At 44.1% G+C, this 17,167-nt stretch carries 9 protein-coding genes; 5 read left to right on the top strand and 4 right to left on the bottom strand.

The genetic code is table 11. The features are described from left to right. The first annotated feature begins 9 nt into the window (after positions 1-9). On the top strand, positions 10-1,635 hold the full coding sequence (locus tag BSR11_RS14090; RefSeq protein WP_072670967.1) for a (2,3-dihydroxybenzoyl)adenylate synthase: 1,626 nt from the start codon (positions 10-12) through the stop codon (positions 1,633-1,635). A gap of 57 nt (positions 1,636-1,692) precedes the next feature. Here BSR11_RS14090 and BSR11_RS14085 read toward each other — a convergent pair whose 3' ends face one another. After that, positions 1,693-2,577, bottom strand: coding sequence for an isochorismatase (locus BSR11_RS14085; protein ID WP_072670966.1), 885 nt, complete (start codon positions 2,575-2,577; stop codon positions 1,693-1,695). Between the two features lie 355 nt (positions 2,578-2,932). On the opposite strand from BSR11_RS14085, the gene fepB reads away from it, so the two are divergent. After that, a complete protein-coding gene (gene fepB, locus BSR11_RS14080) occupies positions 2,933-3,955 on the top strand; it encodes a Fe2+-enterobactin ABC transporter substrate-binding protein (RefSeq protein WP_072670965.1) in 1,023 nt (340 codons plus the stop codon). 121 nt (positions 3,956-4,076) lie between these two features. On the opposite strand, the gene entS is transcribed toward fepB, so the two are convergent. Next, positions 4,077-5,360 carry an enterobactin transporter EntS gene (gene entS / locus BSR11_RS14075; protein ID WP_072670964.1) on the bottom strand — a complete coding sequence of 428 codons (1,284 nt, stop codon included), beginning with the start codon at positions 5,358-5,360 and terminating at the stop codon, positions 4,077-4,079. Positions 5,361-5,482: 122 nt separating this feature from the next. Here entS and BSR11_RS14070 point away from each other — a divergent pair, with 122 nt between their 5' ends. From BSR11_RS14070 to BSR11_RS14060, 3 genes are read left to right on the top strand one after another with little or no spacing between them, the layout of a single operon-like run. Beyond that, positions 5,483-6,553 (top strand): iron chelate uptake ABC transporter family permease subunit, encoded by a 1,071-nt coding sequence (locus tag BSR11_RS14070; RefSeq protein ID WP_083545006.1) that lies wholly within the window; start codon positions 5,483-5,485, stop codon positions 6,551-6,553. Continuing rightward, positions 6,553-7,590 (top strand): iron-enterobactin ABC transporter permease, encoded by a 1,038-nt coding sequence (gene fepG, locus BSR11_RS14065; protein ID WP_072670963.1) that lies wholly within the window; start codon positions 6,553-6,555, stop codon positions 7,588-7,590. Before BSR11_RS14070 ends, fepG begins: the two co-directional genes overlap by 1 nt. Before the next feature lie 43 nt (positions 7,591-7,633). Next, positions 7,634-8,401, top strand: a complete 768-nt coding sequence (locus BSR11_RS14060) for an ABC transporter ATP-binding protein (RefSeq protein WP_115152772.1) — start codon at positions 7,634-7,636, stop codon at positions 8,399-8,401. Positions 8,402-8,435: 34 nt separating this feature from the next. Here BSR11_RS14060 and BSR11_RS14055 read toward each other — a convergent pair whose 3' ends face one another. Both BSR11_RS14055 and BSR11_RS14050 read right to left on the bottom strand, forming a co-directional pair. Continuing rightward, positions 8,436-16,904, bottom strand: coding sequence for a non-ribosomal peptide synthetase (locus BSR11_RS14055; protein WP_072670961.1), 8,469 nt, complete (start codon positions 16,902-16,904; stop codon positions 8,436-8,438). A gap of 67 nt (positions 16,905-16,971) precedes the next feature. Then, positions 16,972-17,166, bottom strand: a complete 195-nt coding sequence (locus BSR11_RS14050; protein WP_040905268.1) for an MbtH family protein — start codon at positions 17,164-17,166, stop codon at positions 16,972-16,974. Between the last annotated feature and the right edge of the window lies 1 nt (position 17,167).

The raw sequence follows: 17,167 nt of genomic DNA, 5'->3' as shown, positions 1-17,167 counted from the left end.
GGGCGTTCCATGATTTATTCGACTTCAACACCATTAGACTTTACACCTTGGCCTACTGACTATGAGCAGTACTACCGTAAACAAGGATACTGGCAAGATCGTACACTATTTGATTGCTTATCGGTAACGACGGTCCAATCACCGGACGCTATCGCCTTAGTATGTCAGGATCAGCAATATACTTATCAACAGCTTCAAAATAATATTGCCCAACTCTCAAAAGGCTTTTCTGCTCTGGGCCTCAGTGCTGGTGATAACGTTGTATTACAGATGATCAATGAAGCTGAATTTTTCTTCTGTTTTTTTGCTCTCACCATGAAAGGGATCAAGCCCATTCTTGCATTACCTGCACATCGTCATAACGAGTTGAGCTATTTCTGCCAGCACGCTGAAGCAAAGGCTTATATTTTTTCTGATCAAATCGCAAATGTTGATACACAAAAACAAGCCCTATTATTGCTTGAAACTTGTCCATCACTAAAATTCGCTATTACATCAGGTAAAAGCACTTGTAGCGATATTCAATCGCTCGATACTCTTTACTTGGATGCTTGTTACCAACAAAACAGTAAAGCAGAAGATGTCGCTTTTTATCAGTTGTCTGGCGGAACAACTGGCACACCAAAATTGATACCGAGAACCCATAATGACTATGTCTATAGTGTGATAGGCAGCATCGAGATTTGTCAGTTTAACCCAAGTACCAAATACTTATGCGTACTACCTGTTGCGCATAATTTCCCACTGAGCTCGCCTGGTTCATTAGGGGTATTTTTTTCCGGCGGCTGCGTGATACTCAGTCAAGATTCATCGCCTAAAGCCGCATTTGACTTAATAGAACGCCACAAAGTGACGGTATCAGCGCTCGTTCCTCCTTTAGCCTTATTATGGATGCAATATGCACCTTCAGCTAACGAGGACATTTCTAGTTTAAAGCTAGTGCAAGTCGGTGGTGCTAAATTCAGTCAAAGTGCAGCACAACAGTTACCAGAAAAACTAGGTTGTCAATTACAGCAAGTATTCGGTATGGCAGAAGGCCTCGTCAATTACACGCGTTTGGATGACCCCATCGACGTTATTGTTTCAACGCAAGGGCGGCCTATTTCCCCCGATGACGAAATACTGGTGCTCAATGAAGACGGTAAACCGGTCCCCCCTGGTCAGGAAGGACAACTCCTGACCCGAGGTCCATATACCATTCGCGGTTACTACCGAGCAAAAGAACATAACCAACGCGCTTTCAATCATCAAGGGTTCTATTCTACTGGCGATTTAGTCAAGCTGACTCCAGAGGGTAATATCATTGTCACTGGACGCGATAAAGATCAGATCAACCGTGGTGGAGAAAAGATTGCAGCAGAAGAAGTCGAAAATCTATTATTACAGCATCCAGATGTACATGATGTGGCACTAATTGCCGTTCAAGACGAATTTCTAGGAGAACGCAGCTGTGCGATTATTGTTTTAAATCCAGAAAAAGCACTTAAACCAATCATACTCAAACGTTTTCTGCATGCCAAAGGGCTAGCTGAATACAAAATTCCTGATCAAATCCGATTTATGGATAAATTACCCAAAACACCTGTCGGTAAAATTAACAAAAAGCAACTGAGAGAACAATTCTCCACAAACTAAAGAAACACTAAAAAACCGATTTCAAATGAAATCGGTTTTTTTATAATAATGGTACGGCTAGGCTATTTCGTAATTCTTAGCTTTTTCAATCGTTTGCCACCATTCTCTCAATGTCACTTTCTTAATAATTTCAGAGAAGGCGATATTGGCACCTTGCTTTCGCCAACCTTCGAATAATCTCATGGCACGAATCGAGTCCAAACCAATCAGCATCAAATTTTCATCAACGTCTACATCTTCTATATCGAGATCTAACATTTCTGCGATATCTTTTTGCATCGCTTCTAGACTGAGCGGTGCCACGAATTGAATGCTGTGATGAATTTCTTCTATCACGCGTTGCGTAGACTTCACACTACCAGCTCGGCCAGTAATGTACGCAAGCATCTGCTGGTGCTCTGCCAATGAAAAATCGGCTACGGCATCACCGACCACAAAAGGCTTAATATCTAGCATAAATGCATCAAGAGCCGTTGAAAGAATACCAATATGAGCGTAAACACCCACGATAATCAGTTGATCGCGACCCGTTTCATTCATCCACTCTAGCAATGGCGTTTTCTTAAAAGCGCTATAACGCCACTTAGTGTAAGTAATATCCTCTTCTTTCGGTGCGACATCTGAAATAATTTCTGTATCTTGGGTCAATCCTGTCCCCCAAAAATCTGTTAATAATGCACGCTCTTCTGGATCTTGATTCGCTGGCTGAGCCGTGTATACCACGGGAATATTAGCCAAACCGGCGGCTTGTTTTATTAACTGAATATTCTTTATCAACTCAGGGATAGGGGCCTCGGCCCTATCAAAGAAATTAATAAAGTAATTCTGCATATCATGCACCAATAGCACGGCTTTCTTGGCATCTAGCTGCCAGTTTACCTTGTTGGCTGGAAACGAATCACTTGAGGGTATGTGGTACGCTGCTATCTTAGGAATGGCCATTGTTACTATCCTTGTGGAGAAAAGTTGCTGACTGACTGGCGTTCAACATGCATAGGCATATGAACAAAGTCGTTCTAATTTGAGTTGCACCGCAAATCAAATGCTAACAATTATCATTAACGAGATAATAGACAACCATTCCATTTAAATCAATTGATAATGATAGTGATTCGCAATACATTATCAACTATTCCCCCAAACAACCTGACGTGGCCGCGAGACGGTCAATCAGTACCGATGAACATTGATAACGATGTGACGAGAACGAACCTACCCAACAAGGGGAGAATATAACGGTGTTACTGTCAGGCCCTATTAAAGAAAACCCTACGCACAATAACCATTGGAGATCCTTATGCGTCGCTTATCATTTCTCATGCTCGGAATTATTGTTACCCTTGGCATAATAGGATGTAACGACAACACAGAAACCCATTTATCTCCCAGAGACCTAACCATTTCCCAAGGTTGGCCTAAAACGATTTCGAGTAGTTATGGTGAAGTTGTCCTTAGCGAACCACCAAAACGAATCGTTTCTACCAGCGTCTCGATAACAGGAACCTTGCTGGCTATTGATGCTCCACTGATTGCTTCAGGAGGTACTGGCCCCAACACTCTGGTAGCCGATGAAAATGGGTTCTTTCATCAGTGGAGCCAAGTTGCTTACGATCGTAGTATTAAATCTTTGTATCAAGGCGCGGCGAATGCAGAGGCGATCGCCAAAGAGCAACCTGATTTGATTATCGTTGCCGCAACAGGCGGAGACTCAGCGGTGAAACTCTACCAACAATTCTCAGTCATCGCTCCTACTCTTGTTGTCAATTATGATGATAAGAGTTGGCAAGAACTGGCACGATTATTAGCTTCTATCACCGACAGAGAACAACAAGCTGAAGCCGCGATCAGAAGGTTTGATGCCAAACTTACCGCATTAAGAGATAAAATATCACTACCACCTCAACCTGTCTCAGCGATGGTGTACTATGGCGATGATCGCGGCGGAAACTTCTGGACAGAAAGCTCAGCTCAGGGACAAATTCTAAACGCGTTAGGGTTTATCATAAGCCCGCTTCCAGATAGGCTTAAAAACAACCATCAAATGGGAAAACGCAAAGATATTGTTCCGGTCAACGGAGAACACTTTGCTGATGCCATTACTGGCCGCTCTATTTTGTTATTTTCCGCCGATGACACCGCTATCGAACGAGTAAAAAACAACAAATTCATCGCCTACTTACCCGTGATCAAACAAGGAAATATTTTTCCAATGGGCAATGATTCTTTCCGGCTCGACTACTATAGCTCGATGAATTTACTGACCACTCTAGAATCTACATTTACTCCCAGCGACTTAGAGATGCCAGTAGGCGGTAAGTGAGTTTATCGCCAATCACATAGACAGACGATGCGATTGACGTAAACGAACGCAGCCAACACCACTGCACCTCCAAGCAAAAAGAGGACATGCCCTGATATCGCCTCACATAAGGCGGTATCCGTTAACTTGATGCCACTTGTGAGCAATCCGTTAATTTTTCTGGAGGCGCTAAGGTAGGATCAAATAATGTTGCTTGGCGTAGCGAACGAAATGCAATCACCATCAATATACCCATTCCAGTCGCCCCTAATCCAAAACTCAAAATTGACATCGCTGGAGCCATAACTTTACCCAATGCACCTAGTCCTAACGCACCGACAGAGTCACCACTGACATTTTGTGCCGTCCATAAACTACTGACCCGTCCCAACAAGTGATCAGGCGTATGGCCCTGTACTATTGAATATTGGATCAAAGACGCCACAGAACCTAAATAGCCATAGACCACCAACACCGCGAGAAACAACCAGAAGTTGCCCGCTAATCCCATCAAGACTATCGATAAAAAGGTACCCATTGTTGAATAAACCATGACCATGCCTGGCTTAGGTGACATTTTCACCCATCCAGAAGTTAACGCCCCTATCATTGCACCGAGGGGAATGGCTGAATACATTAAACCGACATTCGTCGCATTACCGGTAAACGTCTCTAAAGCCAAAACTGGAAACATGACTCTAACCGCCGTTGCTAACGTTTCTAACGTACCAAACACCACAACACAGCCAACAACTTTGTTGGAAAATAAAAACCTCACCCCCTCATACAACGAAAGTAATGGATTCTCCGGTGTCTGATGAGTCGCTTTCATTTTAGGCAATTTAAACAAAGGGATTAGGGTACCTAATGTGCCAATAGAGGCGGCTAAGTAGTTCCAACTCACATCACCAAACGAAATGATAAGCCCCCCGATCGCTGGAGAAAGAACCATCCCAATTCGCACAGTTAACATACTCAAAGCCGCCGCGGCGGGTAGGTTTTCTCGACCGACAATCACCGGTAGAGAAGCCATCAAAGCCGTCATACCCATCGCACCAAAAAAACCATCCCACACAGAAAGTATATAAAGCGCAGCCAATGATGAATTAGCCAATAAACTGTTCAGTGCTAATGCACCAAAACCGATTCCGCAGGTCGCGCGGGCAATCAAAATCAATTTTCTTCGGTCGTATTTATCGGCCAGTACACCACCAATGAGTAGTCCGACAAACATACCTATACCATCTAAGGCCATAATTAGACCGACTTGCAGGGTTGACCCCGTCATTTGATGGATCTGGATTGGAACAGCAACGGTCATCATTCCTAAAGCAAGAACTGACATCATTCGAGCAATGAATACCATTCTAAAATGGGGGTTTTCTTTGAGCAGGCTAAAATCTAATAGTAATTGGGAGGTTTTCATATTTTTACGTCGAAAGTTGAGGAAACAAAAAGTAGCTCTGAGCTATAAAAGCTTAAAACTTGAACATTCTAACCACTAGAATATAATAACACCAATGATAATAATTATTATTGGTATTTGTAGTGAGTGTATTTCCACAATTGAGTGCGAACCAACAGGTTCTCAAAACATCCGTACTGAGTACTCTGTTTTCTAACCGACTATCGAGTCAATTGAGTAAGTTCATTTCTCTTACCGTTGCCCTGTTTATTGTCTGTATAGCGAGTTTATTTATTGGGGCAAAAAGCATCCCACCCAGTGTTGTCATTGATGTATTGCTATCCCAAACCATCTCTACTGACAGCCTTATTATTATAGAAAGCCGCCTACCTAGAACATTGACCGGCTTATTCGTCGGATCGGCTTTGGCTGTCGCTGGCTGCTTGATTCAATCCATCACCCGCAATCCTCTTGCTGACCCTGGGATTCTTGGGGTCAACTCAGGGGCAAGTTTCTTTGTCTTAGTTGGCGTGGTCGTATTAGGCAATCAAAGTATGTCAGAACATCTTTGGTTAGCGTTCTTAGGGGCAATGATCACGAGTATTTTTGTGTATTTAATCGGAACATACAAAGAAGCCAAAGTTAACCCTCTTAAGATGACGTTAGCCGGGGTGGCTATTGGTGCTCTGCTTGCGGGCGTTTCTTCTTCAATCACTCTGGTCAATCCCATCGCGTTCGACGAAATGCGCTTTTGGGACGCGGGCTCATTAGATATCCGAGATCTTTCACTCGTCTCAATGGCTATTTTGCCTATCCTAGTTGGCATTATCGCAGCGATAATCATCGCCCCAGCTTTAGATAATATTTCTCTCGGTGAAGACATTGCACAAACATTAGGAACAAACGTCAAGTTCGTTCAACTTACTGCGTTATTTGCTATTGCGTTACTGTGTGGGAGCTCGACAGCGATCGCAGGCCCGATCGGCTTTATTGGCCTCATGATCCCGCATATCGCTCGTCGTTTGTCAGGCCCCCATCAGTTATGGTTGACCCTATATTCGATCGTACTCGGACCTTTGCTGATCATCAGTGCCGATATTATTGGCCGAATTATTGCCCCCAATGAAATTCGTGTTTCTATTATGACCGCTTTTGTAGGGGCCCCTGTTTTGATTTATTTGGCTCGTAAAGTCACTACTTTTGGTAAACAATAATGCAACCATCCAATACTATTTTGCTAGGTAGCCAAAATGGCTGGCTGAATATCCTTATCTCAAAACGCTCGCTCAAATGGTCTTTAGTTTTATTCTGCTTCACCATCATCGTCGCAGCTTTTGCACTCTCAACTGGGCAGTTACAGACCTCCTTTACTGAGCTGTCACAAGTGCTTCTTGGCAAAGGGGAAAAGTTTCTTACTGCCGTCATCCTTGAATGGCGACTACCGCGTCTCACTTCCGGACTCATCTTTGGTGCCGCTCTAGGAGTGAGTGGCGCTTTGTTTCAATCCTTAATCCGTAATCCATTAGGCAGCCCAGATATTATTGGATTCAATACTGGTGCTTATACTGGTGCACTTGTTGTCATCATTCTGATTGGAGGCAGTTATTTCCAGATAGCTTTAGGTGCGATTATCGGCGGTATTGTCTGCTCAGGTGTGGTTTATTTACTGGCTTTTAAGCACGGTATCGAAGGTTTTCGTCTTATCATCATCGGTATTGGTATCAGTGCAATGTTAAGCGCTTTGAATACTTGGATGATGGTTTCAAGCAGTCTAGAAACTGCGATGACCGCCGCCCTATGGGGAGCAGGCTCTCTTAACGGGTTGAGTTGGAAGCAAATTATCCCTTCATTATCATTTATATTAGTGGCTTTGGTAGCAGCAGCCATGCTGACACGAAAAATGAACATTCTAGAAATGGGCGATGACAGTGCAAAGATTCTGGGGATCAGTAGCGAAAAAACACGCCAACTCGCCCTATTATTCGGGGTCATTTTAACTGCAGCAGTAACCGCCACGACTGGCCCTATCTCTTTCATTTCTCTTGTTGCGCCACAATTGGTGAAAAAGTTGATGAAGGAAGGGGGAGTCGCCCTCATTCCGTCTGCATTAATGGGGGCAATGCTGCTTACTTTATCAGACTTTATCGCTGCTAATTTATTTGCCCCTAATCAATTGCCTGTCGGAGTTGTCACCATCAGTATTGGTGGTTGCTATCTGATATATCTTTTAATTCAACAATCCGGAAGCTGATATTTTGGTAAATACACTACAATCCACATTTGAAGAGAGCCGCTTGCAAGCCAAAAATATCACGCTCGCTTATCAAGATACTCAGATCACTCATGGACTATCGCTTGACATACCAGATAAGCAATTTACCGTTATCCTTGGACCCAATGGCTGTGGAAAATCGACTTTACTGCGCGGGCTAAGTAAACTGCTCTCCCCCAGTGAAGGAAAAATTTGCTTTGATGGTAAGAACCTCGAACGATATCCACGAAAGGAATTAGCTAAAATACTCAGTTTACTCCCTCAATCTGCCATCGCACCAACAGGTATCACTGTGCATGAACTGGTCGCAAGAGGACGCTTTCCCCATCAATCTTTTCTACGTCGCTGGACATTAGAAGATGAAAAAGCCGTCAAGGATGCCATTCAAGCGACCAATATAGAGGGATTACTGCAGCAAACGGTTGACTCTTTGTCCGGCGGACAACGTCAACGTGTATGGGTAGCGATGGCTTTAGCACAGCAAACGCCCTACTTGTTATTGGATGAACCGACAACATACCTAGATATCGCCCATCAAATTGAGTTACTCAACCTGTTTAGAAAGCTAAATCGAGAAGAGAATCGCACCGTCGTTGCCGTACTGCATGACCTGAATCATTCTTGTCGCTACGCAGACCACTTGATTGTGATGAAGTCAGGCGCGATTATCGCCCAAGGCAGCCCAAAAGAAATCATTAGTGAAGCATTGATCCACCACGTCTATGGCTTACACAGTATTATTATTGATGACCCTCTAAGCCATACTCCCTTGATCATACCCAAGTCTTGATAACGAACAAAAACCGGCGTGTGCCGGTTTTTCCTTATGCTTTGAGCGTCTTTTTCTCAGATAACAGTTGGTTAAGTTGCTCACCGATTTTTCCAACATGTTCGGATGTAATAATGTCTTCATGGGAGCAATCAAAATAATACTTTTCTAGCCCTGTTATGAATGGCTGCCAGTGCTGATCAATATCATAGCCTTGGGGTAGCGTTCTTTGAGCGACAAATAACTCCACTCTCCCCTGATACTTTAACGATTGAGCCCCAGACAGCAACCGAACCGCATCCTCATAGTTGGCGGTGATGTCCTCAAACATCTTGGCTCTTTGCTGATCAAGTTCATCATCTGTTACATCATTGGTGGTAAGAAATCGCTCTTTCTCTCGTTGGATTTCATCCTGCACCTCTTCATTCATTGGCCCTTCCCAATCCTGCCCTTCGGGTGGATAAGTATCGAAAAGACAAAGAAAGGCCACCTCTTCACCTTGCTGCTGAAGCTGAGCAGCTAAGCTATGTGCCACATTGCCGCCAAATGAATAGCCCAATAGATGATAGGGGCCATGAGGCTGTATCGCCTTTAGGGCTTTCAGGTAAATATCACAAGCTTCTTGCATGTCGGCTCCCACCGCCATGGCCCCAGATGGGCGTGGAGATTGGAGACCAATAATAGGATAATGTCCTTGTAAATACTTCGGTAATCCTGTGTATTGCCAAGCAAAACCCGATGCTGAGTTGATGCAAAATAAAGCAGGCCCATGACCGGCACGGATAGGAAGTACGTCCCCAAACCCGGCTAAGGTTGGATCATTACGGGCCTTATCATCAAGCAGTAATAACGCCAGTTTTTCCACCGTAGAATTGACCATGATTTGACCGACAGTAACTGGGACATTTAAGACTCGTCGAATGTCTGCTGCTAGCTTCATAGCCATTAAAGAGTGGCCGCCTAACGAGAAAAAATCATCTTCAGCAGACAGCGAGTCAATGCCTAACACATCAGCAAAAATACCTACTAGTTGGGTTTCTAAGCCAGGACGCGCTTTACGGCCTTCCCCTATCAGTATATCGCTAGGTAAAGGCAGCGCCTTACGATCTAACTTACCATTAGCGCTGAGAGGAAATGTCTCCATAATAATGATTGCGATGGGCACCATATGAGCAGGAAGGTAATCGGCCAAAGCAGCTTTAAGCGCTTCACCCTCGATATGGACATCTTCATTGAGAATCACGTAACCAACCAATTGACGCTCATCGGCTCCTGCCATACTTTTTTCTAAGCCGAAGACTTTGGCACAAACCAAGGCTTGCTTAACACTTGGCAAAGACTGAAGGGCGACTTCGATCTCACCGAGTTCAATTCGCTGACCTCGAATTTTTAGCTGCTCATCACTTCTTCCCAAATATTCTATTTTCCCTGACGGTAACCAACGGACGATATCCCCCGTCCGATACATGCGCTCTCCATGAGTAAACGGATTGGCTATAAATCTATCGGCGGTAAGGGAATGTCGATTAAGATAACCAATCGCCAGTTGTTCTCCAGCAAGATACAACTCACCAGGAACACCGAGAGGTGTTTCTCGCAGAAAGCTATCTAAGACATACAACTGCGTATTCCAAACCGGCAAGCCAATCGGTACGCTATTGCCAACACTCTCGTCCAGTGATTCACCAAACGCTGGACAATAGGTCACATCAACAGCGGCTTCCGTCGGGCCGTACAGATTATGTAACGGTGCGTTAATCCACTTGGCATAGGCCGTCGATAAATCCTTAGATAACGCCTCACCCGAACAAAATACGCGCTGTAAACTTGGGGCGACGTTGCGCTCTTTATCCGAGTTCGCCGCTATTGACGCGATAAACGCAGCAAGCATTGAAGGCACAAAGTGCATCGTCGTGACTTGATAATCTTCAATAATCGACATAAGCCATTCTGGATCTTTATGCGATTCTGGTGGAGCCATAACTAAGGTTGCCCCCTGAATTAATGGCCAGAAGAATTCCCATACGGACACATCGAAGCTACAAGGTGTTTTCTGTAGTACAACGTCTTTGTGATTAAGTTGATATTCGTGCTGCATCCATTGCAAACGGTTAATAATCGCTTGATGAGAAACCAGCACTCCTTTTGGATTACCTGTAGAACCTGAGGTATAAATAATGTACGCGCCATGTTCTGGGCGTAATGCTTGCTGTCTCGTTACATCGCTATAGGGTGTGGCTTGTGGTAGTTCATCTAAGATAAAAAGCTCACCAAGATCGCTAAAACGCTCGCTATAATCAGAGGTGGTGATGATCAGTTTCGGCTTAGCATCGCTGATCATATAAGCCAATCTATCATCGGGATAACTGACATCTAACGGAAGATAAGCGGCCCCAGATTCGATTATACTGTTAAGAGCAAGACTGAGCTTAACGCTTCTTGGTAGCGCAACGGCAACGATATCACCGATATTAATACCCTGATTAACCAATGAATTAGTGATAGCAATGACGTGTTCACGCATCTCTCGATAGCTGAAACTATATTCAGTATCGACCAAGGCAACATGATCCGGTGTGCGCTTTGCCTGCTCGGCCATGAGTATGCCCAATGTACTATGACGAACTTCAGTTTCCGTCTGGTTAATACGCTGCTGAAGGACGGTTTCTTCCTCTAACCGTAAATCCAATTGTGACAAGGGAATATCGGGCTCATCAATAATGGTTTGCAGTACTCTCTCAAAACGTTGCATGACTTGCTGTGCAATACCAATAGTGTCACGATACTCAAATAGAATATGGATTTGCTCACCAGGGAGAACCAGGATAGTCAATGGGTAGTGGGTATAGCCTCGGTTGTGAATGTGGGTAAGTTTCGCTCCCTGATAATCTCGTTGGTACCAATCAGAATGATCAGGGTAATTTTCCACCACTAATAAGGTATCAAATAATGTTTCGCCCCCCGCCAACTGCTGAATTTCACTCAAACCCAGTTCATCATGCTCAAGAAGCTGAATTTGCGTGTTCTGATGGGCTTGTAATTGTTGCAACAAGCTCTGTTTAGGATTCAGTTTCATACGCACGGGAATTGTATTGCTGAACAAACCAATGTGCTCATCAATGCCCTTTATATGCCCAAATCGACCAGAGATTGGCGTACCAAATACGATATCTTCTCGACCTGTCATGCTCCCCAAAATACATGACCAAATCCCTTGTACCAATGAATTGAACGTCAAACCATAACGACTTAAGCATTGGGTTAATTGCTGGGTTTGCTCTGCGCCAATGATCAATTCCCCCTCTTTTACACTATCCTCAACGGGGATATCTTCGAAGGCAATCGTTGGTGTCACGTCCTTCAGTACCTGTTGCCAAAGTGCTTGAGCGGGGGCTTTATCCCGCAGTTTAAGTTGATTGACGACATCTGCATATTGAGAGGATATCTGTGGCAGGTTTTGATTGTCTTGGCCATAGGCGGCAAGGAAATCAGCCAATAAAATAGGGGTTGACCAACCATCAACAACGAGATGATGAGCAGAAATAAATAAAGCGCTGTGATCGTCACCATGATGGATTAACGTCGCACCCAGTAATGATTCATTGGGGTTATTGAGATCAAATTGACGAACGAGTTCTTTCTTTTCCACTTGCTCAAGATACGCCTGTTGATATTGACGACTCTCTTTACGAATATCGATACACTTCAATGGCCAAGAAGCCATCGCTTGAGGAAGCAATTGAACGGTTCTTCCTAAAATCGAACTGTCGAATTTAGCCAGTAATTGCCGATGACGCATGATCACGGCATTCAGCGCTTGCTGAACTCGCTGCGGTACTATTGTACCGTTGAAGCTTAATCGGGTCGTTGAGTTGTAGTTACTTTTCTCATCTCCCAGTTGTGATTGAAACAATAAGCCCTCTTGCAGCGGTAAAGCGGGAAGAATATCGCTAAATGGGCCAAAGCGATGGACTAACTTTTCTGCATCGTTGAGTGAGACATCATCTTCAGTAAATTCAGCTGGAACCCGAAGGATCGCTTGTGGCTCTTGTTGCGCACTAAACCAATCCAGAATCGCTTCAAGTTGCTGAGTGATATGGTCGCCAATAACGCGAATCTCATCATGACTGAATTGCGCTTCATCCCAAGTCCAATTAAGAGCAAATTTGCTCTCTTGGTCACTCTCATCGACAAAAACATTCAGTTCTAACGGATGTAACAGAGCGTTATCGCTATTTAAAGAGACCGCTAACGTATCGGCAAACTTACCCTGCCGACGAATGGGAGTCCAGTTACCCTGTTCCTGCTCAAAACGTCCTAAGTAATTAAACAATAACGATGCTTGATGACGCTTAGATAATTCTGCAAGCTCATCACGATATACGTTATCTAAATATCTCAAAGACATATAACCTAAGCCTTTATCCTTGATGCGCCGCTTAGATTGTTTTACCTGTTTGAGTAACTCGACCAGGTCGCCGTCTTTAGGTAGAACAACGACGATTGGAAATTCAGTAGTAAACCAGCCTATGGTTTGCGTAAGGTTCAGTGCAGCGTCAAACTCTTCACGACCATGAGACTCTAAATTCAGCTTAATCGCTTCTTTTTGATAACACTTACCTAGTGCAGATGTCACCGCTGCCATCAATATCTCATCAATGTCGAGCACTCGGGATTCTTGGCAATAGCGAATAACATTTTGTGTTAGCTCTGTCGGTAACAATGCCCGATGATGAATAATACGGCCTTTTGCCGTTGACGGTTTTAACGGCTCAATAAAGCAAGACTCCTGCTCAATCCAACCTTTCGCTTGCTTCATCAACTGTGGTAAGTGTTGGTAGAGCGCTTGCGACCAAGTATTCAGTCCAGTAACCTCAAAGTTAAGATCAGGCTTGGTTCCATTGACTTGCGCGCGAACCAACATTTTTAACTGCGGCAATAAAATTCGCCAAGAGACCCCATCAATGATCAAGTGATGGGCAAGGATCATTAATCCACTTCGCCCTGCTCTATCAACAACATGGATCAGTTGGAGCATATTCCTGTTCGGCGCTAACCTTTGACCAAATTGTTCAAACATTTCATCAAGATCAACGTATTCCAGATCTTCAACTCGACTCGTTGTTAACCAAGAATCGGTATTTACCTTCTCCACTGGCTCAATACGGTAACCTTGATTTCGTTTCATCAAGCGGCAGGCAGAATAATTAGCGACCAATTGCTTTAATCCAGCTTGAAGATGGACTAGCATCACATCGGGTTCGATCTCGACAAACACACCTTGAACATAACTCGTGTTTGCAGCAAAGGTTTCTTCAAACCAGCGCCACATTGGTAGAGGCCGAATTTCCCCATCCTGATTGAGTGTGCCTTGACGAGCAATACTAAGCGGTTTCATCAACGTTGCCATCACGCCTAACTGACGTGCCGCAAATACTTCTTTAGGGCGGAGCTCATAACCCACTTTCCGTAATAATGTGCCAAGGCCCATCGCAGAAATACTATCTCCTCCGAGAGCAAAAAAATCGTCCGACGTTCCAACCTTTGCTATTCCAAGTAGTTCAGCAATCGCATCGCATAAGACTTGCTCTTCTTGGGTAGTCGGAGCCACGCTCCCATGGCTAGACATAATCACAGGTTTAGGTAGTGACTTTCGGTCAATTTTACCGTTCACATTAAGAGGAAATTTATCGATGATCACTAAAGCGGCAGGCACCATATATTCTGGCGCAGAGGAGGAAATATGGGCCAATAAGAGAGATTCATTTAACTCAGACCGATCCGGATTGACCAATGTACAGTACGCGATCAGTCGGTGAGACTCTCCATAACGCTCTGCCACCACCACGCTTGTTTCAACGCCATCAATAGCACTAATTATGCTTTCCACGTCAGCAAGCTCGATACGGAAACCACGAATTTTGACCTGATCGTCACTACGACCAACAAAGTCCAACTGACCATTATCACGCCATTTCACTAAATCACCGGTTCTATACATGATTTGACCATGTGCAAAGGGATTAGCGATGAACCGCTCTGCTGTCATTCCAGCTTGATTTAAATACCCTTTTGCCAACCCCGCCCCAGCAAGATACAACTCACCAACCACACCAACAGCAACCGCATTTAATTGCTTGTCTAACACATAAGCTTGAGCGTTGAGTATTGGGCGACCAATAACGGGGGTGTCATCGACGTTGAGTGATGCACTCACGGCATCAACGGTAAACTCGGTGGGGCCGTAGAAGTTTTCCACCAACAATTGCGGATAAGCTTTCACTCTCGACCAGAGTTTCTCTGGCACAGCTTCACTCCCGATTAACACTAGTGAAGGGACATGCTCAGCTTCCATCAATTGGTTATCAAGCATTTGACCCAATAATAGAGGGGGAAGATCTAATGCATCAATATGATCTTTTTTGACTTTTTCAGTTAATTCATAGGCATCTTTGCGTTGTTCATCATCGTACAGGTACAGTGAATGACCACAGAGCATCCAGAGCACTTGCTCCCAAGATGCATCAAATGAGAATGATGTCGTATGCGCAGCTCTCACTAGCACATCATTCTCAGCACATTGATATTTCTCAGCAAGACATCGAATGGTACGAGCAAAAATGGAATGCTGATGTGAATGTAATAAATTGAGCAACGCACCATGAGTGTTCATTACCCCTTTCGGTTTACCCGTCGAGCCAGAGGTAAATACAATATAAGCGATATCTGAAGGATCAATATCAACCTTGATACGCTCAGTAACAGCTAGGCTGTCCAAATCAGTCAAAGATATACAACGGGTAAGGTGATTCCACGGCAAGAGCTCAGGGTTTTCCACCATCACCCCCCATGGTTGGGCTTGTTCTAAAATGGTTTCGATACGTTCCTGAGGATACGCTAAATCAATAGGAAGGTAGACTGCCCCTACTCGTAGGATAGCCAACATAGTGATAATCGTGTCAACACCACGAGGAATGGCGACACCAATGATATCACCTTTGCGAGCGCCCAATCCCTTGATCTGCTGAGCTTTATTTTCAACAGCTCTGTCTAGCTGAATAAAGCTCCAACTCTGCTGAGCAAATTTTAGCGCCTCGACATTAGGTTTCAATTTAACCTGCTGATCAAATACGGCTAACACTGTCTGAACTTGAGGTTTTTCATTCAGCGTCTTTCCTGTAGACCATCGAGCAATATTCGTTCGTTCATCCGTCGGAATAATATCCAGTGTATGCAAAGCGGTATCTGGATTACGGGCTATCTGTTCGACCATATAAGCGAAACGATGCGCATGCAAGGCCAGTGACTGTTGAGAGTACTTGGCAGCATTCCCGGTCAACGTTAAGCCCAGTTGGTTATTATTTAGCTGGGGAGAAAACTCAATATCATCAATAGGGCCGGCTGAAAGGATGTGCGTCCGGCCTTTTATTCCTGCCAAATGTATGTCTTCTTCAAAAGGTTTATAATTAAGAATTGGTCCATACAAAACTTGCCCAACTTTGCCTAAATCTCGTTGAATTTGTTCGGCATCGTACATTTGATAACAACGAGCTTGGCGGATAACTTTATTCATCGACCTAGCAACATCAAACAGTGACATTGTAGGATCGACGTTTACTGTCAACGGCAGAATATTGACGACGGCCCCTGATGAGCTCGCAGCGCAGCTACCCATTCGACGCATAAATGGGAAGCCCACACCAATATTTTGCTCTCCAGAAACTAAGTGTAGGTAAGCAAATACCAATGCCATCGCCAGCTCTGAAGGCAGAATTTTATTACCTCCGCGATTAAGCCAATCGCCACCCTCTAATTCAATGTTGAATTTCTCAACGATATTCGCCGAGCTTTGTCTACCTCCGGTCACTAAACTGAGAGCTTCCGGTAATTGACGTGCCTGTTGTTGCCAAAAATGACGAGCCGCTTGATATTGTTCAGATTGATGAAAGTGCTGATGCTCATCGATAACCGCTTTGAAAGGAGTAAATGGGGTTGGCCCAGCGGTCCCCGCAACTAACCGATTATACTCGCTAACAATATAATCAGTGATGGCGTTAATGCTAAATCCATCAACATCAATATGATGATAACGTTGATACCATAACCACTTGGTTTTGCTGTTATCACCCACATGAATTAAGCAATGTCGATACCTTGGTTTTGCCTCTTGTAAATTGATCGGAGTAGCGAGATCCTCTTTCATCCATTCAAGAGCAGATTCATCAACAGAAGCCGCTTGCGAGAAATCCATGATCTCCAAAACGTTTTGAGCTTGCTTAGGCTCGATAATCCCCTGCTTAATTTCCCCATCCATCTCGAAATAGTGAAAATGCAGTGAATCAGCGGCAAAAATACCGCTATTAACAGCTTGGCTAAAGCATTCTAAATCAATCTCTCCATCAAGCTCGATGTAATGGGCGACGTTAAATTCTTCGGGTCTTAACATCAGTTGCTGCCCAAACCAAATACCCTGCTGAGTACCAATAAGAGGATACTGTTCTTCTGGTACTTGATGTTCTTTCATTCATCCATTCCTTAAAATGATAATCACTTGTCTTTTTTAGTTATTTTTTACTGTACTGAAGGGCGGTTTACACTCGAATGTCATGCCAGTTAGCTTCGATATATTCGATGCAGCGTTGTTTACTGGATGGGCCAAAAGTACTTTTCCAGCCTGATGGCGTAGGCTTAAATTCAGGCCACAAGCTGTATTGACCATGATGATTAATCAAGACGGTGAACTGATTTTCAGTATTATCAAAAGGATTAACGTATTGTTCAGACATG

The sequence above is a fragment of the Vibrio injensis genome (assembly GCF_001895205.1).
Taxonomy (GTDB): Bacteria; Pseudomonadota; Gammaproteobacteria; order Enterobacterales; family Vibrionaceae; genus Vibrio; species Vibrio injensis.
This window is presented reverse-complemented; position numbering and strand designations above follow the sequence as displayed.

What these genes read in the sequence shown, in the direction of transcription:
- BSR11_RS14090 (WP_072670967.1), top strand. Translation starts at nt 10, where the DNA reads ATGATTTATTCGACTTCAACACCATTAGACTTTACACCTTGGCCTACT.
- BSR11_RS14085 (WP_072670966.1), bottom strand. Translation starts at nt 2,577, where the DNA reads ATGGCCATTCCTAAGATAGCAGCGTACCACATACCCTCAAGTGATTCG.
- fepB (WP_072670965.1), top strand. Translation starts at nt 2,933, where the DNA reads ATGCGTCGCTTATCATTTCTCATGCTCGGAATTATTGTTACCCTTGGC.
- entS (WP_072670964.1), bottom strand. Translation starts at nt 5,360, where the DNA reads ATGAAAACCTCCCAATTACTATTAGATTTTAGCCTGCTCAAAGAAAAC.
- fepG (WP_072670963.1), top strand. Translation starts at nt 6,553, where the DNA reads ATGCAACCATCCAATACTATTTTGCTAGGTAGCCAAAATGGCTGGCTG.
- BSR11_RS14055 (WP_072670961.1), bottom strand. Translation starts at nt 16,904, where the DNA reads ATGAAAGAACATCAAGTACCAGAAGAACAGTATCCTCTTATTGGTACT.
- BSR11_RS14050 (WP_040905268.1), bottom strand. Translation starts at nt 17,166, where the DNA reads ATGTCTGAACAATACGTTAATCCTTTTGATAATACTGAAAATCAGTTC.